Here is a 26,694-nt window from a genome sequence, read left to right on the forward strand (position 1 = left end):
CTGCTGATGCGCACCAATGATACGCACACCCCGACACCGAATTCTGTGGTATGGGGGCCGCTCAGCGGATTTGTGCTGACAGTAGCCCTGATCGGTCTTGTGATTGATCAGGGGGCCAAACTCTGGCTGCTTTATTCCGTTGATCTCGGCAGCACCGGTCCTTACCGGTTGTTGCCGGTTCTGGATATCGTATTGGTATGGAACAGGGGCATCTCCTACGGGCTGTTCCAGCAATATAGCGATTTGGGCCGTTGGCTTCTGGCAGGATTAACGGTTGTTGCGACAATTGCGCTTTGGATCTGGTCTGTCAGGACGCTCGACAAGTTTGTCGCACTGGCGTTGGCATTGATCATCGGCGGGGCGCTTGGGAACGGCTTTGATCGCATCTACCATGGAGCTGTCGTGGATTTTATCCATTTCCACGTGGGAACGTTCTCCTGGTATGTCTTCAACTTGGCGGATGTCTGGATTGTGGCAGGTGTCATCGGACTTTTGTTCGATAGCTTCTTCAGAAGTCCCAATTCCGCCGCAAAATAGCGTTTCACTGCAATCCGTGATAAGGCCTTGGGCCGGTAGAGTAAAAATCGAGGGTATCTGCGGTGCTGCGGACCAAAATGAAGTCAATCAAGAACTGTGTCCTGTTACTGTCCTGCCTTGGGCTCGCAGCGTGTCAGGCTGCTGACGGAATATCTCAAGCGCCTGATATTGCGTTGGTCAACGGTTTGATGTCTGGCCTTGGTGCTGTTGATCCAAACGAAAAACCGATTGACTACAAACCGCGTGCGCCACTTGCCATGCCAGCCAAAATGGATGCCTTACCGCAGCCTGAAACCGAAGTTGCTGCGAACAATTCGGGCAATTGGCCGACGAAGGAAGGCAACCGGGAGTTCGAAGAACTCAAGGAAGTTTACGCCAAGTCGAACGGGACAGAGCGCCTGACACCGGATCAGATGCGTGGCTTTACAATTTCAAATGTTGATTCCCGCGAACGCCGCACGGCACAGGATGCTCGTGAAGCGGAACTTGGTGAAGGCGCAGTGATGACCCGTCAGGAGCTGGCGAGCGGCCATCGCAGCAATGTGACCGAGGAAACTGTTTCTATTGAAAGCCGCCTGCAGCGGAAATATCTGACCGAACCGCCAACCGCATATAACGAGCCCTCCGCTGCCGCACCGGTTCCAGAAATCGTTCGTGTTGAGAAAACGAAAGAAGAATCCGCGCTCGACAACAGCTTGGTTGACATGCGCTGTCTGGAAGAAACAGGTGGCAGCTGCCGCCGGAATCGCCAGTAACGTGGTGCTTTAAGTTCACGAAAAAGGGCTGCCCACTACCGGCAGCCCTTTTTGGTTCAGGGCATTTGTCCATCACTTGTTGGAAAATGACAAACAATTAATGCAGCTACCGCCGGATGTGGCCCTATATAAATGATTGAATGCAGGATGCTGATCCGGCGCAAACTGCACATTTGACATTCAAAGGGATGCAATGCCGATGTTTCTGCCCCACGCCCGCTTTCCCAAACTTGCCGCCTTATGTCTAGGCGCCAGCCTTGTCGGCGCTGTCCCGGTGACAGCCAAGGAGCCTTCTCAGCCCCCCGGTCTCGAACTGTCGTCTCTCAAGTTTGCTCCCGGCCTTGAGCAATTCACGCTCGACAACGGTCTTGAAATTGTCGTTATCCCGGACCACCGGGCTCCAGTTGTCACTCACATGATCTGGTACAAGGTGGGTGCAGCGGATGAACCGGAAGGCCAATCAGGTGTGGCGCACTTTCTTGAGCACCTGATGTTCAAGGGCACAACGAACAATCCCGATGGTGCTTTTTCAAAGCTCGTGGCCGAGATTGGTGGTCAGGAGAATGCCTTCACCAGCGCAGACTATACGGCTTATTTCCAAAAGGTCGGCAAAGAACATCTTGCCTTGATGATGGAGATGGAAGCGGACCGAATGCAAAATCTGATCCTGAGCGATGAAGTGGTCAAGCCGGAACGGGATGTTGTTTTGGAAGAGCGCCGCTCACGCGTCGATACCCAGCCGGGTGCGCGTTTGGGTGAAGCCATGAATGCCATCACATTTGTGAACCACCCATACGGCTCGCCGATTATCGGATGGCAGAGCGAAATTGAGGCGCTGAACAAAGACGCCGCTCTTGCCTTTTATGATCGGTTCTACACTCCAAACAATGCCATCTTGATTGTCGCGGGTGATGTAGAACCAGCAGATGTGTTGGCTGCTGCCAAAGAAACCTACGGCAAGGTGCAACGCCGTGCAGAACCCGGTGAACGCCTTCGGCCAAGTGAACCGTCGCTGTCAGGCATCCGGCGGACTGAGCTTCAAGATCCTCGGGTGCGCCAAGAGCAAATAAGCAAGATCCGCGTGGTTCCCAGTGAGACCCGCGCCGCGGACAAGGAAGCAGAAGCGCTTGAGCTCCTCTCCTACATCTTGGGTGGCACTTCCAACAGTCACCTCTACAAGGCGCTGGTCCTCGACAAGAAAACTGCTCTGAGCACAGGTAGTTATTATCAAAGCACCGCTCTGGATTACGGGCGGTTTGGAATTTACGCCACTCCCCGTCCCGGTGTCTCTTTGGAAGAAATGGAGGCGCAAGTCGGTGAAGTTGTTTCCAATCTTCTCGCCAACGGGATTTCTGAAGAAGACCTCGCCCGCGCAAAGCGCAGCATGATTGCCTCTACCGTGTATGCCCAAGATAGCCAAAGTTCGCTTGCCCGGATTTTTGGCACCGCCTTGACCACTGGCCTGACTGTAGAAGACGTCCAATCCTGGCCGCAGCGCATTCAGGCGGTCACCGTGCAAGATGTGATGGCTGCAGCAAATGCCCATCTCGTTCGTGACCCTGTAATTGGCTACCTCCGCAAACCGGCTGAGACTCAAACAGAAGAGAAATCATAAGCCATGGCATTTTCAATTGCACTTCGGCAGACCTTTATGTCTGCTATGGTCGGCGTTGGCCTTCTCATTTCTGCAAGCATTGCAGCGCATGCTGTTGAGGTTCAAAAGGTCACCAGTGCGGGCGGCATCGAAGCCTGGCTGGTTGAAGACCACACAATCCCGCTGATTGCAGTCAATTTTTCCTTTGACGGTGGGACTGCGCAGGACCCGGATGGTCAGGAAGGTCTTACCCGCCTGTTGTCTTCAGCTCTGGATGAGGGTGCTGGCGATATGACGGCAGCTGAGTTCAAGACAAGACTGGAAGACCTGTCCGTTTCAATCGGCTTCAGTGCTGATCGTGATCGTTTTTACGGCACACTGCGCACCCTAACGCCGACGCGCGATGAAGCATTTGCGTTGCTTCGCTTGGCCATGACCGAACCTCGCTTTGAAGAGGAAGGCATTGAGCGAATCAAGGCGCGAATGCTGAGCGGGATCAAGCGTCAGGAAACGGACCCGAATTCCATTGCAGGCAAGGCACTCGTGGCAAGTCTCTTTTCCGGTCACACTTATGAGCGCCACAGCGGCGGAACTGAAGCAAGTCTCCCCAACCTCTCCCGCGACGGTTTGGACAACCAACGCAAACGGATTTTGACCAAGGACACGCTTCATGTTGGCGTTGTCGGTGCTATCGATGCAGATTCGCTCGCCACATTGTTGGACAAAACGTTCGGATCATTGGCGGAAAAAGGAAATCTGACCGACATCAAGGACGTCACTCCTGCGATTGGCGAGCGCATTGCCAAAACCCTTGATGTTCCGCAAACCTCAATTCTCATGACGCTTGAAGGATTGAAACGGGACGACCCCGACTTCATTCCGGCGTTTGTGATGAACCACATTCTGGGCGGCGGAACCTTCACATCCTGGATGTTCGAAGAAGTGCGTGAAAAACGTGGGCTGACTTATAGCGTTGGGACGTCCCTTGCGCCGTATGAGCACACAGGTTTGCTAATGGCGTCCGCATCCACCCGGCCTGACCGCGCGGATGAAGCCGTCGATGTCATGCTGGCCCAGTTGGAAAAAATGGGAACTGTGGGCCCAACGCAAGAAGAGCTGGACAGCGCCAAGCGCTTTTTGACCGGGTCTTACGCACTTCGCTTTGACAGTTCAGGCAAAATTGCCAGCCAGCTCGTTGGTTTGCAAAACGCGGATCTTGGCATCGACTATTTCGATACCCGCAATTCCAAGGTCGAAGCGGTCTCGCTGGAAGACATCAAACGGGTTGCCAAACGGTTGCTGGAAAACAAGACGCCAACAATCGTGACTGTTGGCCCTAATCCCGGACAGTAACAGACCCAGCCATAGCTGAACAATATAAGGGGCGTCCACACTGTGGCAGCCCCTTTTATTTTTATCAGCGATTACAGCAGAAGTGAAAACTGCTTTTACTCGGCAGCGCGTTGACGGCGCGGAGCTGGGGCTGGAGCGCCTTGCAGAACCTCGGCGCGTACAGGGCGCGGCGGTGAGAACAAGTTCCCCTGCGCCAACGAAATTTCAAAGTCGAGCAACTCCAGAACCTGAGACTCAGTCTCGACGTGGTTCGGGATAAGTTCCATCCCATAGCGATGCAGCAAATCGCCAAAATCAGAGGGATGAATGTGACCATGATTGGTCTCACGCCGACCAATCAGATAATCCGCATGAAGTTTGGCGTATTTGAAGCCCTGCTGCGCCAAAGTCTTGAAGTCCATCTTCATGTCGGTAATGCCGTCGATGGAAAAGTGGAAGCCGAGGTCCGAGAGTGCGCGCAGACTTTCATGCTCGAGTGCGCCCATCTCCGCAACCTCAGCCTGACGAAACTCAAAGATCAGAACGTCAGCAAAGTTGCGATTGTTCTTCACGAATTCAAGGAACCCAGGAAAGAACGTGTCATCGACAAGTGACAGAGACGAGATGTTACAAAACAGGGCCGAGTTTTTGTTGCGCGACGTCAAACGGCGGATCACCTGGATCGACCGGAACAGCAGCAGATTATCGATGCGTGCGATCAACCCGGAGCGAACTGCCTCTGGCAGGAAAACAGCTGCCTCGATCATTTCACCTTGTGAATCCCGCAAGCGCGTAAACGCCTCGTAAAAACGAACCTGACGCTGCGGCAGCGTGACTATCGGCTGGAGGTGAAGCTCGACGCGATTGGCGTTCAAAGCTGAATTGATAAGCTCCCGCATGGCCGGGTCGGGAGGTTGCCGTTTTTGCCGCGGAGCTGGTTCCGGCATTGAAGGAGCGCCAAATTCATCAGCTCTCGTATCCGCATAGTGTTGGCGCTCTTCGCCGGACGGTTCGCTCCAATCCGTGGCACGACGACGGGGAGTGTCTTCATATTCTGATTGGGCAGGATGCTCTGCTCTGCGAACCTCTTGGCGTTCTTGATAATCCCGGTCTTGTGGATACGCAGTGGTTCGTTCAGGCGAGAATTGGCGCGGCTGATCCGCACGAGGAGACTGTGGCGGCTCCTGATACTGCAATTGCGGTGTGTGGGACTGAGGCGGCAGTGCGGGTTGCTCTTCGACCCGCGTTTCCAGATCAGCCATGGCCTCGGCCATCTGCTTGACCAAAGTGCCAAGCACTTCAACTTCCGCAAAGATCGGATCGATTTCGGCTCGCGTCCGATGCGGGATCGCATTTTCCACACCGCTCAGTCGGCCTTCCAGGTTGCCAAGGTCCTCATCGACATCCGCCAGTCGATCTTCCAATCGATCCACTGCCTCGCCCACGGCGCTGCGGTCGCGGCTACGACCAATGAGCAGATGCACAACGATCATGGTGCACAAGAGAGCAAGCGACAGCGAGGCTGCCTCGCCAAACGGGCGCCCAAACTGGAACATCATGATTGCAGCAACGGACACTGCAATGATGCCCATGCAGGAAACTATAAAAATGGTCGCGGTGCGCCCCATCGTCACTCAACACTTTCGGCCCGAATCAAATTGCAAGTGTTAATCATGCCTTAAACAGGGCGAAGTTCCGACTCCCTCGCGAAGAACTGCGAAAAAATGGCAGGTTTGTCCCCTACATAAAGGGGCGTGATGCGAAAAATACGGATACTACCTGAATGAAATGCAATAATTTTTACGCAACTTCACTTTGCGTTCAAGATTTACTCTTTTCAATCTGCGCTAAGTACATTTACGTAATATTAACGGTCAGACTTCGGTAGCGTTGAGTCAATCAGCGCAAATGAACAGGGGGTTAGTCGAATGACCAAGGCTGGACACGTCATACAACTACCGCAAAAACGGGCTGGTTCGGAACTTAAACCTTTACCCGACGCCGAAGCCCCTAAACAACTTGCGGATGACGTTCTGCCACAAGGTTCGACGACATCTGAATCCGAGGCCAGCTCTCCTTCTTCTGGAAAGTGGGATCCGAGCAAAGGCGAGCGGCGTAACCTATCAACACGCCCTTGGGCCACTATTCCTTCCGAGCGCCGTCGGGCTTCCGACAATGTTGAAGGCACAGAACCTGATGCTCCAACCGATGATCAGGTTCGGACAGCATTAAAAAATATTCTTACGAGCGCGGAATTCAGCTCCGTACCGCAGCTGCGTGCCTTTTTGAACTACGTTGTCTGCGCTGTGCTCGACAGGCGTGTGGACGAGATCAAGGGATACACTATCGCTGTAGAAGCTTTAGGGCGGGATCCGTCTTTCAATCCCGTTACAGATCCGATTGTCCGCGTAGAAGCAGCTCGACTACGCCGTCGGCTGAGCGACTTTTATGAGGGGAGTGGAAACACCGCCCCCCTGCGGATTACGATCCCCAAGGGAAGCTACGTTCCCGATATTTCGCTTCACATGATACCGAACCAAATGGAACAATCTCAGGTTCCTCACTCCGCAGCTCAAGCGGCGCCTGAGGCTCCCACGGCATCAATGATCGGTGACGATTGTGCAAAACCGGCGATTTCCGCTGGACAGATCGCATCTTCAACGACCGCTGAGAAACCTGCTGTCGAGGCTTTTTTGCAGCGGCACATTGTGTCTATTGCATGTCTGGCAAGTTTTTTACTTGGTTTTGTAATCGGTAGACTCTGAAAGATTTCAGAAACTTAAACCGCTCACAGGGTTGTCTTTTGTGTTTCTCAAAACGCAAATGACAACCCTTTGTTTACCCTGTTCGGCGAATTATCTCCTTGAGTTAGTCAACAGCATCGATTCTCGATAAAGCTGTTTGAGCGACGGGGGATGCCCAGAAATGGGAAGTAATTTGGGCCAAGGACGGCCCGTCATTGTGCGTGTTCTTGATGCCTCTTATTCCGAGGCCAGCCGTACGGCTGCAGTCAGTGCCAAACTCTCTTTGGAATGTGCTGATCCGCAAATCTACACCGATGTCGCGGATTGCTTGAAAGATCTGGCCGGCCAAAACACTGATGTCTTGATCCTTGATCTGGAAGCGGTTGGAAGTGATGAGGGGCTTGAGCCCTTTGCAGTTCGCAGTCCATCCGCGGTCATCATCGCAGTGTCTTCACAAGGGTCAGTGTCGCGAGCTGTTTCGGCCATGCGATCTGGCGCACATGATTTCCTGACGAAACCCTTCTCCCTTGATGCGCTTGCCAACAAAGTCTCTTTTCAACTGGACCAACGTCCGGCTTTGAAATCCGATTTGCTCCCGACTTCTGAAGATCAGGTAGATTTAGACACCCATCCCATCATTGTGGGCTCGGCAGAGGCTGGGTTCGCGCCCCGAGCCCCCAATAATTCGTCCGGTCAAACGCGTCTGATTGGCTCTTCACCTTCAATCCAAAAGGTGTATGAGCAAATCCAGCGCATGGCACCGTCTCAAGCACCAGTTTTCATAACTGGGGAATCTGGTACGGGAAAAGAACTCTGCGCCAATGCCATCCACGATCTGTCGGACCGGGAAGGCAAACCGTTTGTGACCTTGAACTGCGCGGCCATACCCAGGGATCTCATTGAAAGTGAGATATTCGGATATGTCCGTGGAGCGTTTACCGGAGCGACCGACAATCGGGCTGGCGCTGCAGAACAAGCCGCTGGCGGAACGCTTTTTCTGGACGAGATCGGCGAAATGGACCTCATGCTACAAAGCAAGTTGCTCCGTTTTCTGCAAACCGGCACCTTTCAGCGCCTTGGGGACACGGTCGCCCGGCAAGTCGATGCTCGCATCATCTGCGCCACCAACCGCGACCCACTTGAAGAGATAAACGCAGGCCGGTTCCGGGAAGACCTTTATTATCGGCTGCACGTTTTACCCATCCAGCTACCGCCTTTGCGGGAGCGCCGGGAGGACATTGTTCCCCTCGCCCTCTCCTTCCTGATGAAGTATTCGGCAGAGGAATGTCGTGGCTTCAAGGGATTTGACGCAGACGCGGAAGCCCGCCTGCTCAGTTATCCATGGCCGGGAAATGTCCGGCAGCTTGAAAACACGATCCGGCAGATTGTGGTGATGAATGAAGGTGCGTCCATTACGTTCGACATGCTTCCACTCATGATCCGGGATTCTTCCGCCCGCGCCTCGCAATCCTTGATCGATTTTTCTCGTGAACGTGCCCGTCCAGCGCCTGCGCAGCGCGCGTTCGGAACCATCGAGCCGCTCTGGGCTCAAGAGCGCAGAATTATCGAGGATGCGCTGACGGCCTTTAACGGAAACATTGCCATGGCTGCTGCCGCTTTGGAAATAAGTCCATCCACGATCTATCGAAAGCGCCAGTCTTGGGAAGCGCGTAGCGTTTAGCGACCTTATGTCTAAACCATAACCTGCTCAAATTCTTGTGTCTTTGATCCAAGCGGTCTATACCGCAGCTCAAATGACATATGACACACTGCGCCAACGCGCAGGTCGAGGGGTTTGCGGATGCAAATTGGGGTAATGGGCTTCACAAAACTGTCTCTGGGAATGTTGATCGTTGCGGCTGGCACAACAGTGTCCATGGCTGCTGATACTGCTGCTCCCAGTTTTCCCAAACCTGCAGCCCCGCTTTCGGACGCGACGACAGCCCTCGTCAAGACATGGGCGTCGGCCCCACTCGGCTTTACCAAGGCCCTTTTTGTTAAAGGCCCTGCCTCAGGTTTTGGGCAATATGAACCGCGCGCGGCTTCCGCTTTCTCCGCTGATGAGGTGATGCACGTATATGTCGAACCCGTTGCCTTTGGCCTGAGCGAAGCTGAGGGAACCTATTCCTACGCTTTGTCAGCCGGGTTCCGGCTGCTCAATCCGACCGGACAAGTGCTCGCAGAAAACACCGACTTTGCTCGCTTTGAAAATGAAGCGCGCAGCCCACGGCGTGAACTCTCAACGTCCATGAGTTTTCAGTTTTCTGGACTTCCGGGCGGCGAGTATACTCTGGCGCTGGATATCACTGATCAAGTCAGTGAAAAGTCGGCTGAAATTCTGCTGCCATTTGCAATCACCTCTGAAGATCAGCAATAAGTTCTCGGCTGCGAGCCGATAGACTGCAGCAAAATGTGCCTGATCTGACTTTCGGGCGATCTTGCGTCCATCGACCAAGACGTCGCCAGCTGCAGAAATTGTGATTTCCAACCATTGACAAAGGTCGCTGCGGTTCATAAATCCTATGTCGTTAGCACTCGCCATTAGGGAGTGCTAACAGTCATGGACAGCGTGTTCATGGCTTTCAAACCATATCATCATGCTTCGCACGCTGCCAATTATGGTGTGGGGCGTGCCCATGAGAGGATACAGTCAAATGGCATTTCGTCCGCTGCACGATCGTGTCGTTGTTCGCCGCGTAGATTCCGAAGAGAAGACCGCTGGCGGCATCATCATTCCGGACACCGCAAAAGAGAAGCCGCAAGAAGGTGAAATCGTTGCTGTAGGCAACGGCGCTCGCGATGACTCTGGCAACGTTGTTGCTCTCGACGTCAAAGCTGGCGATCGCGTTCTGTTCGGCAAGTGGTCCGGCACAGAAGTCAAGATCGATGGTGAAGACCTCCTGATCATGAAGGAATCCGACATCATGGGTGTGATCGCCTAATCGGCATCCCCTTTTGTCAATCCAAAGTTCCAATTCTAATTAAGTGAGACGATAAAATGGCTGCGAAGGACGTAAAGTTCTCCTCTGACGCCCGTGAGCGCATGCTGCGCGGTGTCGATACCCTCGCAAACGCTGTGAAGGTAACCCTTGGCCCTAAAGGCCGTAACGTTGTTCTGGACAAAGCCTTCGGCGCTCCTCGGATCACCAAAGACGGTGTTTCTGTTGCCAAGGAAATCGAACTGGAAGACAAGTTCGAGAACATGGGCGCACAAATGGTGCGTGAAGTTGCCTCCAAGACCAACGACATCGCTGGTGACGGCACAACCACTGCAACTGTTCTGGCTCAGTCCATCGTCAAGGAAGGTGCCAAGGCAGTTGCTGCTGGCATGAACCCGATGGACCTGAAGCGCGGCGTTGACCTTGCTGCTGCTGAAGCTGTGAAGGCACTTGAAGCTGCTTCCAAGACCATCACCACTTCTGAAGAAGTTGCTCAGGTTGGCACCATCTCCGCAAACGGCGACGTTCAGGTCGGCGCTGACATTGCTGAAGCGATGCAGAAAGTTGGCAACGAAGGCGTTATCACCGTCGAAGAAGCCAAGTCTCTGGAAACCGAACTCGAAGTCGTTGAAGGCATGCAGTTCGACCGTGGCTACCTGTCTCCTTACTTCGTGACCAACACGGAAAAGATGCTGGCTGACCTCGAAAAGCCATACATCCTTCTGCACGAGAAGAAGCTGTCCAACCTTCAGGCCATGCTTCCGATCCTTGAGTCTGTTGTTCAGTCTTCCCGTCCGCTTCTCATCATCGCTGAAGATGTTGAAGGGGAAGCTCTGGCAACTCTCGTTGTCAACAAGCTACGCGGCGGTCTGAAGATTGCTGCTGTCAAGGCTCCTGGCTTCGGCGACCGCCGCAAGGCAATGCTCGAAGACATCGCGATCCTGACCGGCGGCACAGTCATCTCCGAAGACCTCGGCATCAAGCTGGAAAACGTTACCCTCGACATGCTCGGCACTGCCGAAAAGGTCAACATCACCAAAGAAAACACCACCATTGTTGATGGTGCTGGTGAGAAGCCTGACATCGAAGGCCGCGTTGCACAGATCAAGGCTCAGATCGAAGAAACCACTTCCGATTACGACCGTGAGAAGCTGCAAGAGCGTCTTGCCAAGCTCGCTGGCGGTGTTGCAGTGATCCGCGTTGGCGGTGCAACCGAAATCGAAGTGAAAGAGAAAAAAGATCGCGTTGACGATGCTCTGAATGCAACCCGCGCTGCCGTTGAAGAAGGTATCGTACCGGGTGGTGGTACTGCGCTCCTGCGTGCGAAGAAGGCTGTTGAAGGTCTTGCTTCCGACAACGCTGACATTGCAGCTGGTATCAAGATCGTTCTGCGCGCTCTGGAAGCTCCGATCCGTCAGATCGCTGAAAACGCTGGTGTTGAAGGCTCCATCGTTGTTGGCAAGATCCAGGAAAACGACGACACAACTTTCGGCTTCAACGCTCAGACCGAAGAGTTCGTCAACATGATCGAAGCTGGTATCATCGACCCGACCAAGGTTGTGCGTACTGCTCTTCAGGACGCAGCTTCTGTCGCTGGCCTGCTCATCACCACCGAAGCAATGGTTGCTGAACTTCCTAAGAAGGAAGCTGCTGCACCGGCTGCTCCGGACATGGGCGGTATGGGCGGCATGGGCTTCTAAGAAGCCCAAAGCTAACGCGTTACGAAAGGGCGGCCCTCGGGTCGCCCTTTTTTGTTGTTCCGGCCACTATCATCCAAGTCTCAACGAGTTCGCGTTCGCACTAGGTCGCAAAAAGGCGGCTGGATAGCCGCCTTTGAGTGTTTGGAATGCAGACTTCGTCTCAATCCCGCGCAGGGATGTTGATGGCCTTTTGGCTCGCTGGACGGTTTGCGCAGGCCTCATACCACCGCATTACATTTTTGCGTGCTCCGAGGTCCACCTGATCGGCTGCTTCATAGAAGCCGTTGATCGTGCCCACCCACGGCCATGAGGCAATGTCCGCAATCGAGTAGTTGGACCCGGTGATGTAGTCCCGCCCTTCCAGGTGCTGGTCCAGGACACGCAGTAGGCGCTTTACTTCATCCCGGTACCGTTCAAATGGGCGGCGATCTTCATAGTCCTTGCCGGCAAACTTGTGAAAGAACCCGAGTTGGCCAGACATCGGTCCAAAACCACCCATCTGCCACATCAGCCACTGGATCGCTTCATTCCGTTCAGCTCCATCCTTAGCGAGGAGTTTTCCGAACTTGTCTGCCAAATAGATCAGGATTGCACCAGATTCCCAAAGCCCAAGCGGTTCGCCGTTTGGTCCGTTGGGATCAATGATTGCCGGAATTTTGTTATTCGGGTTAAGCGACAAGAATTCCGGGCTGGTCTGATCGTTGCTACCGAAATCCACCAGATGCGGCTCATAAGGCAATCCAGTTTCCTCGAGCATGGCGGAAACCTTGATGCCGTTTGGTGTTGGCAAAGAATAAAGCTGGATGCGATCCGGATATTGGGCGGGCCACTTTCGGGTGATTTGAAAATCGGTCAATGCGGGCATGGATGTCTTTCACGGTTTTGAGTGGGCGGACTTAAGCACCGAAGCGCCTCTTATTCTCACTCACCTCAGTTAAGTGCTAACTCAGCTATTTAAACCATCGGGATGTACCGATAAGGAATTTATTTCCCATACCGCACCCACGACCCAATCCTGTGCTATAGACCCGCACAAATAAGAAACCCGAACCCGGCAGAAATCCCATGTCGTCTACGAATGAAGAGCGTCTGGAGAACCTTGAAATCGATCTGGCTCACGCCAATCACACGATAGACGAGCTGAATACAGTGGTCATTGAGCAAGGACGTCAAATCGACCGCCTAACCCGCAAGCTGATACAGATGACCGATCAGATTGAAGATCTTATCGAAAATTCTGTTTCCGCCCCTGCGAACCAGAAACCGCCACACTATTGAGCTTTTGTTCAGGCCGTAACTTTGCCGTTTAAATTTAAAGGCGAGAAAAGTGACTATTGCGCCCAATCTCAAGTCATGGCATAAGACCCGCTTCATCAAGAGAAGGGCTGGCGCCCTCGCCAACCTGCCAACCGGGCAAGGTGGTTTCCGCACTCGGGATGTGGCTGTGCCGGAATTTCTGGTTTCAGCAACCAAGCGGTTCTTCCGAAAATGCGCCAGTTCTCCTCGGGCAACCGATGGAGGATTATATGTCTAAACTGCAAAACACTGAATTCGTTCAGCCCCATCCACCAAGCTCGTTCAAATCGGTGGAACTGGCTCAAAATATCGGCGACGACGCTTGGATAGAGGCCGCCGAAAATTGCCTTTTAACAAAATTCGATAGCCTGCGTATTCTCGGTGGTCTTCCAAAAAACCTGCCACCACTATCGCGGACGGAGTTGATTTCGCGCCTGTCCGATTTGCTCTCGCTTTGGAGTGACGGCTGCGGCCACGCTATCGATGAGCGCCTGTTCGCTGATGTTTTGGCGCGCCGCCGCAACTAAAAACAATCACCAAACCCACTCTGGATCTCAGTCGGGCCTTGGTGGGGCTTCGCGTGGAACTGTGCGCGGACGACCGTCATCATCAATAGCCACCATGGTGAACTTCGCTTCGGTGACTTTCTCCCGATGACCAAAACGATGGCGTAAGGCCCACGCCTCGATCCATATTTCCATCGATGTGTTACCGACACGAATAATGCTGCTGTAAACGCATAAAACATCGCCAACATGAACTGGGCGAATGAACTTCATCTTGTCGACAGCGATGGTCACGACACGGCCCGCTGCTCTTTGGCCGGAGGCAATTCCGCCTGCAAGGTCCATTTGCGACAGCACCCAGCCGCCGAAAATGTCGCCGTTTGCATTGGTGTCGGCCGGCATGGCCATGGTTCTGAGGGTTAGCTCACCTGTCGGGCTTTCTTCGGCCAAGACATCTTCTCCCGTTACAACTTTCACAAACCTTATCGGCTCGCCGGGATCAGAAAAAGGCACTCAGGCGAAGAATATCATCATACCAACCATTATCCAGAGCGGCATGGGGGCAGCGATCCAGATCAAAAAAACGGGCAGGTATTGCATCAACTTGTTGGCTCGTTTCATTGAACAGCGCCTCCCATAGTGGTTTGAACTTCCCAGATTGTGAGGACAATGCCGGCGATAATGGCCAGTTTGGCGTTTTGAACCAACAGACGGGCTGCACCATGAAGACGCGGCACTGGCGCGCCCTTTCCATCCAGATACATGGAGGTCATCATAGTCAGGAACGCGACGAACCAGAAAACTACAAAGCCTTCTGCAAATAGGACAACGACTTCAAGCATGGCGCGCTCCTGATAGGCATTTGATAGATGACAGCTCTGGCGGTGGCGCAGACCCTGGTGTTCCGAACATTGCAAGCCAAAGGCTTTGGGCAATGCGCTCTGCTGTTGCGATGATTTCACCGGCTGACTCGGGTTCAAAAAGCTCTGACGCAACTGGTCTGAAGACACTCAGCCATTCATGGAAGTCGTCGCCAATGATTTCCTTGAGCTTGAGATGCGCCGGCACGGGTTTGCCCTTATAGGCGCCGTTTTTGAGCAAAACGGCTTGCCAGAACAACACCATTTTCCGCAGATGCTCATCCCATTTACCTTCAAGTCGGCGCTGGAAAATTGGCCCAAGACGCGGATGTGTCTGGATTGTCGTGTAAAACACGGTCACCAATTGTGTGATGCTATCTTCCGTTATGACCGCATGGCGAACCGCTGGTTCTCCAGTCGAATGAACAGGTTCAAAACAGGCGCTTTCCAGTTTGAAAGACATCTTCTTCTCTAATATTCATTTTATTTGCATCTTTTATATGTCAGCACAACGTCATAAAATCAACATCTAATATGAATATTTTATTGGTGACTCATGCGCCTCAGCCAAGCCAGCGACTTTGCACTCAGAATCCTGATCTATTTGGGACAGACAAGAGAACCACAAACCGTGGACAAACTGACGTCCCGGCTCCGTCTTTCGAAGTCTCACCTGATGAAATTGGTCGCGCAATTAGCTCGGCTGGACCTCGTGGAAACAACGCGTGGTCGCGGCGGGGGCATTCTTCTCAAAGCGAACCCTGAAACCATCCGGATTGGAGATGTGGTCCGCAGCTTTGAGACCGATTTGGGTGTTGTGGCTTGCCTGAAACAAGAGCCCACTGAGTGTGTTTTCCTGCCCCGTTGCGCCCTGAAACAGACGATGGCGGGGGCAGCAGATGCTTTTCTGGATTATTTGAACCAGAAAACACTTGCTGACATGCTGTTGGGAACCCAGAAGATCCCAAACTAATCCCGGATTTCCCAAGTAGTCAGCTGATTTAGCTTCTTCTATCCTATTTTTCTCTTTATATTACAGCGTGTTACTTGATGACGGAGGGCTGAAAAATGGCACACCCAACGGGTGCGGGTTCTGAGAGCGATTTTCGGCTGGATTTTGACCCTCGGGTGCGGTTGGAATTCCACGGTTCAAAGATCAGTTCTGATGGCGGTCTTCTGCTTTACCGGGAGCTTGATGACGCCCTTGGCCTTTTCGGCAAAGCGGTTCGGTTCCTTCGGGATACCCGCAAAGGTAAGAATGGCGTTCACACCTTGATGGGCCTGCTGCGCCAATCGATATTTGGTCGCCTTGCGGGCTATGAAGATGTGAATGATGCCGTGCGTCTGTCGCGTGACCCGGTAATGCGCCAGATTATCGGGGGCCGTGCCGTTGACACTCAGGCGGCATCCTCCTCCCAGATGGGCCGCTTTGAGACTGAGGTGCTCGCGACTGCCGCCAACAGGGAAGCCTTGGCCGATATGCCCGGTCAATGGATTGATGCGGTGCATGGTCGCCAAGGACTGAACTACATCACCTTGGACATGGATAGCTCTGTCAGCCCCACCCATGGCGCTCAGGAGGGAACCGCATGGAACGGGCATTTCGGCTGCAACTGCTATCACCCATTGTTCATCTTCAATCAGTTTGGCCACTTGGAACGCTGTGCCCTGCGCAATGGCAGCGTCCACAGCGCGGATGACTGGAAGGCTCTTCTGATACCCGTCATTGCGCGCTATGCAGAGCGCGACATCATGCGCTTCTTTCGCGCTGATGCCGCCTTTGCCATTCCGGAACTTTACGAGACTTTAGAGGCTGAAGGGTACCGCTACGCCATCCGCCTCAAAAAGAACGCTGTGCTGGAAGAGAAGATCAGCCATCAGCTGACCCGCCCCGTGGGACGTCCCTCAAAGACAAAGATCAAGCGCTTCTATGAGGTTTTTGAGTATCAGGCTGCTTCATGGAGCAAGCCCCGTCAGGTGGTTGCCAAGATCGAATGGTATCCCGGTGATCTATTCCCTCGCGTGGGTTTTGTCGTCACCAACTTGCCGATGGAGCCGGAATGGATCATCCGCTTCTACAATCAGCGCGGCACAGCCGAACAGCACATCAAAGAAGGCAAGAACGCCATCACTTGGACCCGCCTGTCCTGCAAGCGGTTCTGTGACAATGAGGTCCGGCTTCAGCTTCACGCATTGGCGTATAACCTTGGTGTCTTCCTGCAAGGGCTAGACCTCCCGGAAGAGGTCGCCGACTGGTCGCTGACAAGTATCCAGAGCCGCCTCATCAAAATCGGGGCAAAGGTCGTACGCCATGCGCGCAAAATCACGTTCCAACTGGCAGAGGTGGCTGTATCAGGCTACGTCTTCGGACGAATCCTCGCCGCAATCCGCGCCCTCAAGCCCCCGCCGAGGCCTGCATGACGCTCCAAACAACGAAACCAACACAAATGCGGCTCCACAGCTGTGTCTTGTCGCAGCCCAAACGGGATAAAGTCCACGAAAAGCTCAAAAACCGCGCTTACGTAACCGTCAAAATCGATAATCGCCCCGACAACGCTGCCGTCAGAGTTGCAAACGTCCGTGAAAACGGTCAACCTCGTCGCAACACACAGTTACTTGGGAAATATCCGATTATATATTGCAGCACTGGAATCCGCAGCAGGACAGACCGTTACACCTATACGCAAACTTGAAGCCAAGGCCGAAGGAAAACCGCCAAGCCGTGCCAACAAGGTACAGGTTGGGGCGTTTGTTTCGGATGAAACCCGCCGTAAGCTTAAAATGCTGGCGATTGAACAAGGCCGCTCGGTCAATGATATGATTGAAGAATCTTTTCAAATGCTCTTTGATAAATACACAACATGATGACATGTCATCATGATGACATTACAACAATCTGGCATGTTGAGAGCCGTTGCGCGCCGCATATTTTTTTACGAAATTGACAAACGAGCCTTCGGGCTTATCCGGGTTTAAAATTCTAAGCGGTGATGGAGAGGTGTTCATAAGCCCGCGCGTCGCTCTGGCAGAGGCTCAGATCGTTGGGGTGCAGGGGGCAATCTTCATTCATAAAAGTTCGGGTCGGTGTGCATGGTCGGGCAGTCCGTCGCCACGCGATCAATCTGGTCCAAGCTTAAGGGCATCTCAGCTTCGCCACTTTGCTGGATCGCCGAGAAATCCTCTAAAAATATATTTTATGCTGAATTTTGTTCTATTTATTAGAACGATTTGCACGCAACGGATCTTGCATGGATAACCTCAACTATCATCACCTCCGGTATTTTCGGGAAGTTGCTCATGAAGGGAACCTGACGCGCAATGCGGAACGGGTGAACCTTTCCCAATCCGCGCTTTCAACCCAGATCAAGCAGCTGGAATCCCGGCTAATAAGTCCGCCCTGAACAACGTCTAAGCCATTGATGTTGCGCGTGGCCGAAGCAATACGCAAATATTCGATTTGACCGGTTTGGGGATGGGGTTTGTGATCCAGAGCAGCAAAATGATCAGTGCATTGAGGATCAGACGCAGGTTATGACCGGCTGCGGCCAGCAGGGCGTTGATGGCATCGCCATTTTTGCCATTGAGGAAGTTCCGGTCAAGTCGTCCATCTGTTTTCATGTGGCCGATGGTGGCCTCGATCGCTGATCGTCGTTTCAGCTCACGCTTCATCTGTGCCGTCAGCCCGCGCTTCTGGCCGGAGATCATGACCTTGGCGTCGCCCTCATAATCATGCCCCCGATAGCCACGGTCCACATAGACACGCTCAGCTTTGGTGCCGCAGACTTTCTCAGCCTGACTGATGGTGTCATTCAAGGTGTGCCCATCATAGGGATTGCCCTCAAAAGCCCTCGCCGCAAGAACCAATCCTTCCCGATTGGTCGTGGCAATGCCAACCTTGGCCCCGAACTCGTAAGGTGTTCGCGCCTTGCCCTTGGCAATACAGGCCACTTCCGGCGCATGCATGGAATAAATCTTGTTTTTGTCCTTGGGGGTCTGGGCCAGAAGCCGCTCCACCAGTCCCAGCAGACGGGAGAACCGGTGCTCAAGACCTTCGTTGCCTGCGATCTTGCGGGAGATGTCGCGATAGACCCGGCCCAGATAGGTCTTCAGCTTTTTGAGTTCCCGGCGCATCCGCTTGAACTGTTTGGCATGGGCATAACGGCCCGCCATCAAGGCCGCCTTTTTGGCAACTCTGGTATGGCTGCGACGCAAGATGATGCCGGCCCTCTTGGCCTGGCGCACCAGAAGCTGCAAGGCCTTGTGATAAAGACGGCTATCGGTGGGATGGGCAATGGCTTTGGGTTGAACGGTCGTATCAACCAAGACCCGCTCAAGGCTGCTCTTCTTGATCGTCCCGCTCTCAATCGCAACACCTACCGTAGCAGAAAGAAGCTTTTCCATTCCCTCAGGACCAATCCGTTTGCGCCAGCGGGTCATGGTTGAGGGATCAATGGGGAATTGGTGCTGGAAAAACTCAAAACCGCAGAAAGACTGCCAGTAGGGGTTTTCAACCCAACGCTCAACCGTCTCTTCATCGGAAAGATCGTACATGTGCTTGAGAAAGTGCAGCCCGGCCATCAGACGCGTTGGTTTGGCCGGTCGTCCCAAGGGGCGATAATGCCTGCCGAACTCCGCATCAAATTCATCCCAAGGCATCAGACCAGACAGCCGCACCAACGAATGGTTCATATCGATGATTGCGGCCAGGCGTTCCTTGAACAGATCGCCACACCGTTTGTTGCGTTTTGAAGGTCTCATGAGAATATGCCAGAAAATGCGTGCTTCGGATCAACTAACCGGCATATTCACACATCCAAAACCCAATGGGTATCCATACTCTTCAATCAGTTAAGGGGTTTTTCAGCGCGAACTAATAAAACATCAATTCAGATAGATGTCCTTTTCAACCAGTGTCTGGAAGAACTGGTTGCTCGACAGCACTTCGCGCTGGCACTCTCGGATGGCGATCTTCTCACGCGGTTCTTCACGCCGGAGCCGGTCATCGGCCTTGCCGGGAATTGAGGTCACAAAAGACATGTCTTGCAACCCGTTGAAGTGACTTTTCATCTTCTGCTGCAAGACGCCCGGATCTTTCACCGGTGGCAGCGACGGCCCTTTGGAAAAAACACGCAGTCCGGCTTTTCTGCCGAGCTTTTGCAAGCACTTTTCAACCGGCCGGGACATATCCGGGGAGAGCAGTGCTGGCGGTGTCTCGTAATTCTGGCTCTGGATGGCCTTGATCACCAGTTTGGCCACGGGGCCGTGCGCCAAAAGGCCATCGCGAACAGCAACAAAGTCCGGTTCACGCTCCATGAGTTGCGAATAGCGCTCCAGCTGGGCGAAAGCTTCTGCTTCCAGCACTTCATCGGGCAACATGCGGAAAAAGGCGCGGCGGGCCCATTTTGAAGAAGATGGCATATAAAGGCCGTAGGTGGACTGCATTCGTTTGCTGACCGGATGAACTCTGTCGCCGCTGAAGGCGAGCGTCACCCCTACCAGCGCTCTGTCGTCCACTTCGCTGGCCACCTCCTGCATAGGTTTGAATTCGCGAGACCAAAGGGGGCTCGCAGGCAGGCATCCGACAGCGCTCAGGCGGGCATTTGCCAACAGCTCCCGCAGTGTCCTGTCCACTCCGAAGGAGACGCCATAATCAAGCGCACCAAGGATCACCCGCTTCATCAAAACCGCCCCGAAACCCAAAACAAATTCATCTTCTTAACTTTGAGACAGATTATGAAAGTTTCAAGTTTCCGCAAGGTTCAAAAGGCATCAAACGCGCTTAGAAACCGGAGTATCACGGTGTGAGTGGCGATTTCTTTTGACCTGAGACGAGATAGACACGGATTTCCTCAAGGAAGGTGCCCTCTACTTCGCGCGTAAGGGTCGTGAACGGTTCAACATGGGTGTAGAATTCTGACAGCGTTGCAGATCGATCCCGCCGAGCTTCGGTGACATAGAGCCCGAAGTTTCTAATACCTTCCGGCAAGGATGGCTCCGGCATCATGATGTAGCGCAGACGCTTATTGATCTGGATGACCGGGCGCTTTTCGTTTTGAAGGAAATGAAGCTGAGCGTTCAGGCCATATCCGGTCGTGATGATGTAATCAGCGCCCGTATCAACCGCGATACGCTCCAGCTTGCGACCAATTTCATCCCATCCGCGCAATTGAAACGTCGGATCCTTGCGCGCAAAAGTGCCCGTCAGTGGCGAGACAGCATGAACCTGAACGACAAGCGCAACGACAATACCGAGAGCCGCGCCAGCGGCCCCAAGCTTGGACCAAAGGGATGAGCCCGGACGAGAGGCAACAAAGACCGCTGCCATGAGCGCAAAGGCGGGAAACAGCGGGGCAGGCCAATTGCCTTGAACCCGTGCAGTTAGCGAGTGGTAGGTCAGATACATGACGAAAGGCAGAACCGTGAGGACCAGCAGCGCGGGTGCATTGTCCTTCCGCAGCGCCCGTTTGCCCAAGACTCCTGCACCCGCAATCGCCAGAATGGCAATCAGCGGATTGACCAGACCAAGCACAGCCCCGATGAACTCGAAAATGTACTTCGTTGTGTAGCCGCCCGCGCTGACCCGGCCAAACTGCTTGTGAAAGCTCGCCCAGTCGTGAATGTGGTTCCAGTAGAGCACCGGAGAGAAACAGGCGATGGCAATCAGCCCGCCAACCCAAAGCTGCCAAGCGCCGAACCAGCGGCGGTTTTCCGGCACCCACAGCAGCCAGAGCACAATGCCAGCTCCGAGGAAGAGAACAGAATATTTGGAAGCAAGGCCGAGACCTGCAAACAGGCCGATCGCCAGCAACCAGTTGGCATTTTTCGATGTGCTGAGTTCCGCCAGTGCCCAAAGACTCAGCCCCCAGAAGAAGACCGAAGGCGCATCGGGCGTTGCCAGAATGCCGCCAACCCCAACCAGAATGCTGGTGTTGAAGAAGAGAACAGCCCATCCGGCAACCTCTTTATCAAACAGGATGCGGGCCGTGCGCCACAAGACGAGAGAGCCGATAGCAGAAGACAGAACCACCAAAACCCGTGTGGCAAAAGTGGTGTCGCCGAAGACCTGCTGCCCGGCCCAGATCCACCAGCCGATCATCGGCGGGTGATCGTAATAGGACAGCGCCGGGTAGAGCCCCCAAAGCCGATAATAGGCCTCGTCCTCCACGAAATAGGCGAACCCGGCGGCTAGCAGCTTGGCTATTGTCAGCAGGAGGACAAGTGCAGCCAGAAAACGCGGCTGCAGGTAGATCGGCATGCCTTTTGTCATGTTGCGAACCCGGTCAGCTCTTGCGCCAGGTCAGCGCGCTGCTGGCAGCGTAGTTCCAAACAGCCCCCATGATCGCACCGGCAGCCCCGGCGAACCACCAATAGGTGGGATCGGAATAAATCAGGTTGGCGACACCGACATTTGCCAGGACCCCAACAGAGCAAACCGCATAGAAGGTCAGCAACCCGATCAGCACCTTGAGGCCCGTCAATCGCCGGTCGCGATAAGTCAGCTGATTGTTCAGGAAGAAGTTGGATGTCATCGCCACGAAAGACGCGCCGGTCTGGGCCAAGTTGAACTCCAGGCCTGCCATATCGAGGAAGAGTTTCAGCGCCAGAAGGTGAACGAAGAGACCGCTGGCTCCAACCAGACCGAACATCAGGAAGCGGACAGAAACCACGTTGCCGAAATATTTGGCCATCAGCAGGCCGAAATAGTCGAGCGTCACCAGCGTATCGAGCTTGCTCTCGCCGTGGAGGCGCTCCTTGAAGGTGAAGGGCAATTCCTTGATCCGCAGCGTGCCGCCTGCACTCGACACCAGATCCAGCAGGATCTTGAACCCTTGCGCGGACAGCTTCGGCGCCAGCTCTTCGGCCTTTTCGCGGCGAACCATGAAGAAGCCACTCATCGGGTCGGTGAGCGAAACATTCAAAAGCTTCTGGGCAAGGCCATTGGCAATGTTGGAGCCCCAGGCGCGTACTTTTGAGAGCCCCTCGCCCACAGCTCCGCCTTCCACCTTGCGGCTGGCAACGGCAAGGTCATAGTCGCCAGTGCGCAACTCGGCGAGCATTTTGGGCAACAATGTCTCGTCATGTTGCAGGTCGGCATCCATCACGGCCACATAAGGCGCAGAGCTGGCGAGCATACCTTCAATGCAGGCTCCCGACAGGCCACGGCGACCAATGCGGCGGATGACGCGCACCTGAGCATCAGTCGCTGCAATGGCGCGGCCGACATCTGTGGTCCCATCCGGTGAGTTGTCATCAACAATTATGGCTTCCCAGCGAACACCAACCAGCGTTTTGCGCAGAAGATCCAGCACTAAAGGCACATTCGCCGCCTCATTGAAGGTCGGCAGGATCACGGACAATTCGGCTGCGTGATTTTCGTCACGGCCTTGTGCGTTAGTGAGGGTCTCGGTCGGCTGATCCATGGGGCGTCTGCTGCATTTTATCCGGTGCGCAACTGCCTGCGCCGGGAACGTCCAAAAGTGCGCGGACCATAGCCGTCTTTGGGGCAATTGCAAGGCAAGCCTGCCTTGCCCTTGAAGGCAGTTTCGTCTAGGACAGCGCGGGACTCTTTCGGGATGATCCGCAGTTCTCCCAAGACACGGCTCATTCTGCAACGACTTTGCCGGGAAATTCAGGGCACATGGCCAAAAAACCAAACAAACTCAAAGCCCGCCTGCCGCGTGGGTTTGTGGATCGCAGTGCAGACGACATCCGCGCGGCGGATGAGATGATCGGCAAGATTCGTGCTGTTTACGAGCAGTATGGTTTTGACCCGGTCGAGACCCCTGCCTTTGAATACACAGACTGCCTTGGCAAGTTCCTGCCTGATACGGATCGCCCGAATGCCGGTGTCTTTTCCGTTCAGGACGATGACGAGCAGTGGATGAGCTTGCGCTATGACCTGACTGCGCCGCTCGCCCGTCATGTCTCGGAAAACATCAACGAAATCCAGCTGCCCTACCGCACTTACCGCGCGGGCTGGGTGTTCCGGAACGAAAAGCCGGGGCCGGGCCGCTTCCGCCAGTTCATGCAGTTTGACGCCGACACGGTTGGCGCTCCAGGCGTTCAGGCGGACGCGGAAATGTGCATGATGATGGCTGACACGATGGAAGCCCTCGGCATTCCGCGCGGCCAATACGTGATCCGCGTCAATAACCGCAAGGTTCTCGACGGTGTTCTGGAAGCCATCGGCCTTGGCGGCGAAGAAAACGCCGAACGCCGCCTCACCGTCCTTCGTGCCATCGACAAGCTGGACAAGTTCGGCCCTGAAGGTGTGCGCCTTCTGCTTGGCGATGGCCGCAAGGACGACAGCGGCGACTTCACAAAGGGCGCAGGGTTAGACGATGACACAGCAAATATTCTAGTTGAAACGATCGCGTTTGAAGAAGAAGTTGAACCTCAGATCGGTTACGATTCATGGGATTGTCCCAATCCGTACTATATGCCTCCCTCTGAGTGGTCTGAGGATTTGCGGGAAAGCAAACCGCGAATTGGCGAAATAAATAGAGCAAACAGTCCTCGGGATACGCACCCTTTCTGGAACTACCTTGGCACTTTAGCTGCGTTTTATGAACTGAACTCTACGACAATTTCTGCGCTTGCAGAGTTGGAACTTATCGTGGACTTGATAATTGAAAGTGGTTACTCAGACCGCATCAAGATCGATCCGTCCGTCGTCCGCGGTCTGGAATACTATACTGGCCCCGTCTACGAGGCCGAGTTGCTGTTTGATGTGACCAATGAAAAGGGGGACGTCGTCCAGTTTGGTTCCGTTGGTGGCGGCGGGCGGTATGACGGTCTCGTCAAGCGCTTCACGGGCCGCGATGTTCCGGCAACCGGCTTTTCCATTGGCGTTTCCCGCCTGATGACCGCGCTGAAGAACCTCGGCAAGCTCCAGACCAGTGAGGTTGTCGCGCCGGTTCTAGTCACCGTCATGGATGGAGATACACAAGCTCTTGGCCGCTATCAGAAGATGGTTCAGGAGCTTCGGCGGGCCGGTATCCGCGCCGAGATGTATCAGGGCAACTGGAAGAAGTTTGGCAACCAGCTGAAATATGCTGACCGCCGCAATTGCCCGATTGCAATCATTCAGGGGTCCGACGAGTTCGAGGCTGGCGAAATTCAGGTGAAGGACCTGATTGAAGGCAAACGCCTGTCGGAAGAAATCACCGACAACGTGACCTGGCGCGAAAGCCGTCCGGCGCAGATGACCGTCAAGCGGGACGCTCTAGTGGAAACTGTGCGCGCCCTGTTGGACAGTCAGGCAGACGACCGGGCACAGGCTGCGAAGGCTTAAAATTAGGATGCAAGGCGAAGGGAAGGCAAAGATGCCGACAAATGAGCAGATCGACAAGGTGATGGCGCTGTTTCAGGCTGCCGGCCATCATCCCGTGTCGCCGCCCATCCTCCAGCCTGCCGATATCTTTCTGGATCTGACTGGCGAGGACATTCGCCGCCGCCTCTACCTGACCACCGGGGCAAACGGCGTTGATCTTTGCCTTCGACCGGATTTCACCATTCCGGTGTGCCGTGCGCATCTGGAAGCTGCCGACATGTCGATTCCAACGGCCTACAGCTATCATGGCCCGGTGTTCCGCCAGCGTTCCGATGGTCTGGGCGAAATTCCGCAGATCGGCGCGGAAAGCTTTGGCCGCGATGACCGCAATGCAGCGGATGCCGACATGCTGGCGCTGTCCGTCAAGGCGCTGGACGAATTTGGTACCCCGGCCTCGGATATCCGCATCGGCGATGAAGGCCTGTTTGTTGCCGTTCTCGGCGGCCTTGACCTTCCTGTCGTCTGGCAACGCCGCCTGCGCGATCTTTTTGGTGAAACCGCCAAGCTGGATGACGCATTGGAGCGGCTGAGCGGGACGGTTTCCTCCACTTCTGCGCTTGATGACAAGCGGCTTGGCTTTCTGGCCGCCCTTGAAGGGGCGGATCCGGAAGCGGCCCAGTCCATGGTGGAAGGGCTTCTCTCCATCGCGGGCATTTCAACCGTTGCAGGCCGCAGCGCGTCCGAAATCGCCGAACGCTTTCTGGAGCAGGCTGCCCTGACCAGCGGAACCAGCGACACCAAGGCCGCAGCCGATGTGCTGAAGGCCTATCTTGCGCTCAACACGTCGGCCGACAAGGCAGTGGATGTTCTCTCCGGCTTTGCCAGGACACACAAGCTGGACCTGACCGACGCCCTTGTCGTCTTCAAGGACCGGCTGGACGCCATCAAGGCGCGCGGGCTGGACCTGTCTGCTATCACATTCAGTGCAGGCTTTGGCCGCAGGCTCGACTACTATACAGGCTTTATCTTCGAAATTTATGGCGCAGGCGGACGCGAGGCAGGCCAGCTCGTTGGCGGTGGACGCTATGACCGGCTGTTGAACCTGCTCGGCGCGGAAGCGGAAATTCTGGCGATCGGGTTCTCCATCTGGCTCGACAGGATTTCCGGCGCACGGGAGGCAAGCCAATGACCAAACTGACCATTGCTGTTCCATCCAAGGGCCGCTTGCAGGAAAACACCCACGATTTCTTTGGCCGCGCAGGCCTTAAGGTCGTACAGCCGGGCGGTGCGAGAAACTATCAAGGCGCACTCAAGGGCGTCGACAATGTCGAGATCGCCTTCCTGTCCGCTTCCGAGATTGCCCGTGCGCTTGCCAATGGTGAGGCGCATTTCGGCATCACCGGGCTTGATCTGGTCCACGAGAGCATTTCGGACCCGGACGCCAGCGTGCACCTGATCACGCCGCTTGGCTTCGGCTATGCGGATGTGGTTGTTGCCGTCCCCAAGGCGTGGATCGATGTCGACACCATGGCTGACCTCGGTGATGTGGCGTCCGACTTCCGTAGCCGTCATGGCCGCCGCCTGCGCGTTGCGACCAAATATGTGACGCTCACCCGGGCGTTCTTCGCCGAACACGGCATCGCCGACTACCGGATCGTGGAAAGCGCCGGGGCGACAGAAGGCGCACCTGCTGCTGATGCCGCCGAACTGATTGTCGATATCACGACAACAGGCTCAACACTGGAAGCCAACAATCTGAAAATTCTGGATGACGGGGTCATCCTGAAAAGTCAGGCTCATCTTGTTGCCTCCCGCACAGCCGACTGGAATGACAGTGCCCTTACTGCTGCCCGCTCGGTGTTGGACCGTGTCGCCGCAGAAGAAGCTGCCCGCACAACGCGTCGCATCAAGGCAAATGTGGATGATGCAGCTGCAGCCATCGCCGCGCTGTCCCTTGAAGGAGCTGAGTTTCCATATGAAAGCCGGGGCGACCGGACGCTGGAACTTCTTTGTCCCAAGGCAAATGTGGCTGCCTGCGCAGATATTCTGATAGCCCATGGGGCAGAGACCGTAACGGTTGAGGCGGTTGAGTATGTGTTCCGGAAGGAAAATGCGCTCTTCGAACCGCTGGCGGAGAAACTCGAGGAATAGTCATAAG

Annotated in this window: 27 protein-coding genes and 1 riboswitch; of the genes, 18 read left to right on the top strand and 9 right to left on the bottom strand. The window is 54.6% G+C overall.

Annotated elements, in window-relative coordinates:
• Positions 1 to 6 precede the first annotated feature (6 nt).
• The 4 genes from lspA (at position 7) to TRICHSKD4_RS01355 (ending at position 4,239) form a co-directional block, all read left to right on the top strand.
• A complete protein-coding gene (gene lspA / locus TRICHSKD4_RS01340; RefSeq protein WP_009758913.1) occupies positions 7 to 537 on the top strand; it encodes a signal peptidase II in 531 nt (176 codons plus the stop codon).
• A gap of 77 nt (positions 538 to 614) precedes the next feature.
• The gene (locus TRICHSKD4_RS01345) at positions 615 to 1,292 is read left to right on the top strand and encodes a hypothetical protein (RefSeq protein ID WP_009758914.1); all 678 of its coding nucleotides are present in this window, start codon (positions 615 to 617) and stop codon (positions 1,290 to 1,292) included.
• 199 nt (positions 1,293 to 1,491) lie between these two features.
• Positions 1,492 to 2,907, top strand: a complete 1,416-nt coding sequence (locus TRICHSKD4_RS01350; RefSeq protein ID WP_009758915.1) for a pitrilysin family protein — start codon at positions 1,492 to 1,494, stop codon at positions 2,905 to 2,907.
• A 3-nt stretch (positions 2,908 to 2,910) separates the two neighbouring features.
• Complete coding sequence (locus TRICHSKD4_RS01355; RefSeq protein ID WP_009758916.1) at positions 2,911 to 4,239, top strand: pitrilysin family protein; 1,329 nt, start codon at positions 2,911 to 2,913, stop codon at positions 4,237 to 4,239.
• Between the two features lie 95 nt (positions 4,240 to 4,334).
• On the opposite strand, the gene TRICHSKD4_RS01360 is transcribed toward TRICHSKD4_RS01355, so the two are convergent.
• Positions 4,335 to 5,846, bottom strand: coding sequence for an EAL domain-containing protein (locus TRICHSKD4_RS01360; protein ID WP_009758917.1), 1,512 nt, complete (start codon positions 5,844 to 5,846; stop codon positions 4,335 to 4,337).
• A 300-nt stretch (positions 5,847 to 6,146) separates the two neighbouring features.
• Between TRICHSKD4_RS01360 and TRICHSKD4_RS01365 the strand changes: the two genes are divergently transcribed.
• From TRICHSKD4_RS01365 to groL, 5 genes are all read left to right on the top strand, one after another.
• Complete coding sequence (locus TRICHSKD4_RS01365; protein WP_009758918.1) at positions 6,147 to 6,983, top strand: hypothetical protein; 837 nt, start codon at positions 6,147 to 6,149, stop codon at positions 6,981 to 6,983.
• 160 nt (positions 6,984 to 7,143) lie between these two features.
• Positions 7,144 to 8,643: a sigma-54 dependent transcriptional regulator gene (locus tag TRICHSKD4_RS01370; protein ID WP_009758919.1), complete on the top strand. Its 1,500-nt coding sequence runs from the start codon at positions 7,144 to 7,146 to the stop codon at positions 8,641 to 8,643.
• Between the two features lie 120 nt (positions 8,644 to 8,763).
• On the top strand, positions 8,764 to 9,339 hold the full coding sequence (locus TRICHSKD4_RS01375) for a hypothetical protein (RefSeq protein ID WP_139051915.1): 576 nt from the start codon (positions 8,764 to 8,766) through the stop codon (positions 9,337 to 9,339).
• Between the two features lie 277 nt (positions 9,340 to 9,616).
• The gene (gene groES, locus TRICHSKD4_RS01380; RefSeq protein ID WP_008195263.1) at positions 9,617 to 9,904 is read left to right on the top strand and encodes a co-chaperone GroES; all 288 of its coding nucleotides are present in this window, start codon (positions 9,617 to 9,619) and stop codon (positions 9,902 to 9,904) included.
• A gap of 56 nt (positions 9,905 to 9,960) precedes the next feature.
• Positions 9,961 to 11,601 (top strand): chaperonin GroEL, encoded by a 1,641-nt coding sequence (gene groL / locus TRICHSKD4_RS01385; RefSeq protein WP_009758922.1) that lies wholly within the window; start codon positions 9,961 to 9,963, stop codon positions 11,599 to 11,601.
• A gap of 160 nt (positions 11,602 to 11,761) precedes the next feature.
• Here the strand turns inward: groL and TRICHSKD4_RS01390 are convergent, their stop codons facing one another.
• The gene (locus tag TRICHSKD4_RS01390; RefSeq protein ID WP_009758923.1) at positions 11,762 to 12,466 is read right to left on the bottom strand and encodes a glutathione S-transferase N-terminal domain-containing protein; all 705 of its coding nucleotides are present in this window, start codon (positions 12,464 to 12,466) and stop codon (positions 11,762 to 11,764) included.
• Between the two features lie 200 nt (positions 12,467 to 12,666).
• On the opposite strand from TRICHSKD4_RS01390, the gene TRICHSKD4_RS01395 reads away from it, so the two are divergent.
• Together TRICHSKD4_RS01395 and TRICHSKD4_RS01400 are read left to right on the top strand one after the other, a co-directional pair.
• Positions 12,667 to 12,879, top strand: a complete 213-nt coding sequence (locus TRICHSKD4_RS01395) for a SlyX family protein (protein WP_009758924.1) — start codon at positions 12,667 to 12,669, stop codon at positions 12,877 to 12,879.
• 87 nt (positions 12,880 to 12,966) lie between these two features.
• Positions 12,967 to 13,084: riboswitch (SAM-I-IV-variant riboswitch) on the top strand.
• A 31-nt stretch (positions 13,085 to 13,115) separates the two neighbouring features.
• Complete coding sequence (locus TRICHSKD4_RS01400) at positions 13,116 to 13,424, top strand: hypothetical protein (RefSeq protein ID WP_208992965.1); 309 nt, start codon at positions 13,116 to 13,118, stop codon at positions 13,422 to 13,424.
• A 27-nt stretch (positions 13,425 to 13,451) separates the two neighbouring features.
• On the opposite strand, the gene TRICHSKD4_RS01405 is transcribed toward TRICHSKD4_RS01400, so the two are convergent.
• From TRICHSKD4_RS01405 to TRICHSKD4_RS01415, 3 genes are all read right to left on the bottom strand, one after another.
• The gene (locus TRICHSKD4_RS01405) at positions 13,452 to 13,811 is read right to left on the bottom strand and encodes an acyl-CoA thioesterase (RefSeq protein WP_050763307.1); all 360 of its coding nucleotides are present in this window, start codon (positions 13,809 to 13,811) and stop codon (positions 13,452 to 13,454) included.
• A gap of 209 nt (positions 13,812 to 14,020) precedes the next feature.
• Positions 14,021 to 14,245, bottom strand: a complete 225-nt coding sequence (locus TRICHSKD4_RS01410; protein ID WP_009758929.1) for a hypothetical protein — start codon at positions 14,243 to 14,245, stop codon at positions 14,021 to 14,023.
• Positions 14,238 to 14,726, bottom strand: coding sequence for a group III truncated hemoglobin (locus TRICHSKD4_RS01415; protein ID WP_009758930.1), 489 nt, complete (start codon positions 14,724 to 14,726; stop codon positions 14,238 to 14,240). Before TRICHSKD4_RS01415 ends, TRICHSKD4_RS01410 begins: the two co-directional genes overlap by 8 nt.
• A 93-nt stretch (positions 14,727 to 14,819) precedes the next feature.
• Between TRICHSKD4_RS01415 and TRICHSKD4_RS01420 the strand changes: the two genes are divergently transcribed.
• The 4 genes from TRICHSKD4_RS01420 (at position 14,820) to TRICHSKD4_RS28810 (ending at position 17,664) form a co-directional block, all read left to right on the top strand.
• Entirely contained in the window at positions 14,820 to 15,236 is a 417-nt protein-coding gene (locus TRICHSKD4_RS01420) for an Rrf2 family transcriptional regulator (RefSeq protein ID WP_009758931.1), read from the top strand.
• Positions 15,237 to 15,331: 95 nt separating this feature from the next.
• Positions 15,332 to 16,684: an IS1380 family transposase gene (locus TRICHSKD4_RS01425; RefSeq protein WP_009466009.1), complete on the top strand. Its 1,353-nt coding sequence runs from the start codon at positions 15,332 to 15,334 to the stop codon at positions 16,682 to 16,684.
• 159 nt (positions 16,685 to 16,843) lie between these two features.
• Positions 16,844 to 17,128: a ribbon-helix-helix domain-containing protein gene (locus TRICHSKD4_RS01430; RefSeq protein ID WP_040615830.1), complete on the top strand. Its 285-nt coding sequence runs from the start codon at positions 16,844 to 16,846 to the stop codon at positions 17,126 to 17,128.
• Between the two features lie 383 nt (positions 17,129 to 17,511).
• On the top strand, positions 17,512 to 17,664 hold the full coding sequence (locus tag TRICHSKD4_RS28810) for a LysR family transcriptional regulator (RefSeq protein ID WP_009758932.1): 153 nt from the start codon (positions 17,512 to 17,514) through the stop codon (positions 17,662 to 17,664).
• Positions 17,665 to 17,671: 7 nt separating this feature from the next.
• Here TRICHSKD4_RS28810 and TRICHSKD4_RS01435 read toward each other — a convergent pair whose 3' ends face one another.
• The 4 genes from TRICHSKD4_RS01435 to TRICHSKD4_RS01450 all read right to left on the bottom strand — a co-directional run bounded on the left by TRICHSKD4_RS01435 (position 17,672) and on the right by TRICHSKD4_RS01450 (position 22,683).
• A complete protein-coding gene (locus TRICHSKD4_RS01435) occupies positions 17,672 to 19,021 on the bottom strand; it encodes an IS5 family transposase (RefSeq protein WP_009465529.1) in 1,350 nt (449 codons plus the stop codon).
• A gap of 123 nt (positions 19,022 to 19,144) precedes the next feature.
• Positions 19,145 to 19,942 (bottom strand): ChbG/HpnK family deacetylase, encoded by a 798-nt coding sequence (locus TRICHSKD4_RS01440; protein WP_040615844.1) that lies wholly within the window; start codon positions 19,940 to 19,942, stop codon positions 19,145 to 19,147.
• Between the two features lie 115 nt (positions 19,943 to 20,057).
• Positions 20,058 to 21,530 carry a glycosyltransferase family 39 protein gene (locus tag TRICHSKD4_RS01445; protein WP_009758934.1) on the bottom strand — a complete coding sequence of 491 codons (1,473 nt, stop codon included), beginning with the start codon at positions 21,528 to 21,530 and terminating at the stop codon, positions 20,058 to 20,060.
• Between the two features lie 13 nt (positions 21,531 to 21,543).
• On the bottom strand, positions 21,544 to 22,683 hold the full coding sequence (locus TRICHSKD4_RS01450) for a glycosyltransferase family 2 protein (protein ID WP_009758935.1): 1,140 nt from the start codon (positions 22,681 to 22,683) through the stop codon (positions 21,544 to 21,546).
• A gap of 218 nt (positions 22,684 to 22,901) precedes the next feature.
• Between TRICHSKD4_RS01450 and TRICHSKD4_RS01455 the strand changes: the two genes are divergently transcribed.
• The 3 genes from TRICHSKD4_RS01455 to hisG are packed head-to-tail and all read left to right on the top strand — an operon-like array spanning position 22,902 to position 26,687.
• Entirely contained in the window at positions 22,902 to 24,557 is a 1,656-nt protein-coding gene (locus TRICHSKD4_RS01455) for a HisS family protein (protein ID WP_009758937.1), read from the top strand.
• A gap of 31 nt (positions 24,558 to 24,588) precedes the next feature.
• Positions 24,589 to 25,725, top strand: a complete 1,137-nt coding sequence (locus TRICHSKD4_RS01460) for an ATP phosphoribosyltransferase regulatory subunit (protein WP_009758938.1) — start codon at positions 24,589 to 24,591, stop codon at positions 25,723 to 25,725.
• Entirely contained in the window at positions 25,722 to 26,687 is a 966-nt protein-coding gene (gene hisG, locus TRICHSKD4_RS01465; protein ID WP_009758939.1) for an ATP phosphoribosyltransferase, read from the top strand. Before TRICHSKD4_RS01460 ends, hisG begins: the two co-directional genes overlap by 4 nt.
• The last annotated feature ends 7 nt before the right edge of the window (positions 26,688 to 26,694 follow it).

It is taken from the genome of Roseibium sp. TrichSKD4 (assembly GCF_000148725.1).
In the GTDB taxonomy this organism is placed as follows: domain Bacteria; phylum Pseudomonadota; class Alphaproteobacteria; order Rhizobiales; family Stappiaceae; genus Roseibium.

Bases quoted from the DNA above. Each gene is read 5' to 3' on its own strand.
- TRICHSKD4_RS01390 (WP_009758923.1), bottom strand. From the start codon at position 12,466: ATGCCCGCATTGACCGATTTTCAAATCACCCGAAAGTGGCCCGCCCAA.
- TRICHSKD4_RS01375 (WP_139051915.1), top strand. From the start codon at position 8,764: ATGCAAATTGGGGTAATGGGCTTCACAAAACTGTCTCTGGGAATGTTG.
- TRICHSKD4_RS01425 (WP_009466009.1), top strand. From the start codon at position 15,332: ATGGCACACCCAACGGGTGCGGGTTCTGAGAGCGATTTTCGGCTGGAT.
- TRICHSKD4_RS01400 (WP_208992965.1), top strand. From the start codon at position 13,116: ATGGAGGATTATATGTCTAAACTGCAAAACACTGAATTCGTTCAGCCC.
- TRICHSKD4_RS01435 (WP_009465529.1), bottom strand. From the start codon at position 19,021: ATGAGACCTTCAAAACGCAACAAACGGTGTGGCGATCTGTTCAAGGAA.
- TRICHSKD4_RS01350 (WP_009758915.1), top strand. From the start codon at position 1,492: ATGTTTCTGCCCCACGCCCGCTTTCCCAAACTTGCCGCCTTATGTCTA.
- TRICHSKD4_RS01410 (WP_009758929.1), bottom strand. From the start codon at position 14,245: ATGCTTGAAGTCGTTGTCCTATTTGCAGAAGGCTTTGTAGTTTTCTGG.
- groES (WP_008195263.1), top strand. From the start codon at position 9,617: ATGGCATTTCGTCCGCTGCACGATCGTGTCGTTGTTCGCCGCGTAGAT.
- TRICHSKD4_RS01355 (WP_009758916.1), top strand. From the start codon at position 2,911: ATGGCATTTTCAATTGCACTTCGGCAGACCTTTATGTCTGCTATGGTC.
- TRICHSKD4_RS01345 (WP_009758914.1), top strand. From the start codon at position 615: ATGAAGTCAATCAAGAACTGTGTCCTGTTACTGTCCTGCCTTGGGCTC.
- TRICHSKD4_RS01365 (WP_009758918.1), top strand. From the start codon at position 6,147: ATGACCAAGGCTGGACACGTCATACAACTACCGCAAAAACGGGCTGGT.
- hisG (WP_009758939.1), top strand. From the start codon at position 25,722: ATGACCAAACTGACCATTGCTGTTCCATCCAAGGGCCGCTTGCAGGAA.
- TRICHSKD4_RS01450 (WP_009758935.1), bottom strand. From the start codon at position 22,683: ATGGATCAGCCGACCGAGACCCTCACTAACGCACAAGGCCGTGACGAA.
- TRICHSKD4_RS28810 (WP_009758932.1), top strand. From the start codon at position 17,512: ATGGATAACCTCAACTATCATCACCTCCGGTATTTTCGGGAAGTTGCT.
- TRICHSKD4_RS01460 (WP_009758938.1), top strand. From the start codon at position 24,589: ATGCCGACAAATGAGCAGATCGACAAGGTGATGGCGCTGTTTCAGGCT.
- TRICHSKD4_RS01445 (WP_009758934.1), bottom strand. From the start codon at position 21,530: ATGACAAAAGGCATGCCGATCTACCTGCAGCCGCGTTTTCTGGCTGCA.
- groL (WP_009758922.1), top strand. From the start codon at position 9,961: ATGGCTGCGAAGGACGTAAAGTTCTCCTCTGACGCCCGTGAGCGCATG.
- TRICHSKD4_RS01420 (WP_009758931.1), top strand. From the start codon at position 14,820: ATGCGCCTCAGCCAAGCCAGCGACTTTGCACTCAGAATCCTGATCTAT.
- TRICHSKD4_RS01405 (WP_050763307.1), bottom strand. From the start codon at position 13,811: ATGGCCATGCCGGCCGACACCAATGCAAACGGCGACATTTTCGGCGGC.
- TRICHSKD4_RS01360 (WP_009758917.1), bottom strand. From the start codon at position 5,846: ATGGGGCGCACCGCGACCATTTTTATAGTTTCCTGCATGGGCATCATT.
- TRICHSKD4_RS01415 (WP_009758930.1), bottom strand. From the start codon at position 14,726: ATGTCTTTCAAACTGGAAAGCGCCTGTTTTGAACCTGTTCATTCGACT.
- TRICHSKD4_RS01395 (WP_009758924.1), top strand. From the start codon at position 12,667: ATGTCGTCTACGAATGAAGAGCGTCTGGAGAACCTTGAAATCGATCTG.
- TRICHSKD4_RS01455 (WP_009758937.1), top strand. From the start codon at position 22,902: ATGGCCAAAAAACCAAACAAACTCAAAGCCCGCCTGCCGCGTGGGTTT.
- lspA (WP_009758913.1), top strand. From the start codon at position 7: ATGCGCACCAATGATACGCACACCCCGACACCGAATTCTGTGGTATGG.
- TRICHSKD4_RS01370 (WP_009758919.1), top strand. From the start codon at position 7,144: ATGGGAAGTAATTTGGGCCAAGGACGGCCCGTCATTGTGCGTGTTCTT.
- TRICHSKD4_RS01440 (WP_040615844.1), bottom strand. From the start codon at position 19,942: ATGAAGCGGGTGATCCTTGGTGCGCTTGATTATGGCGTCTCCTTCGGA.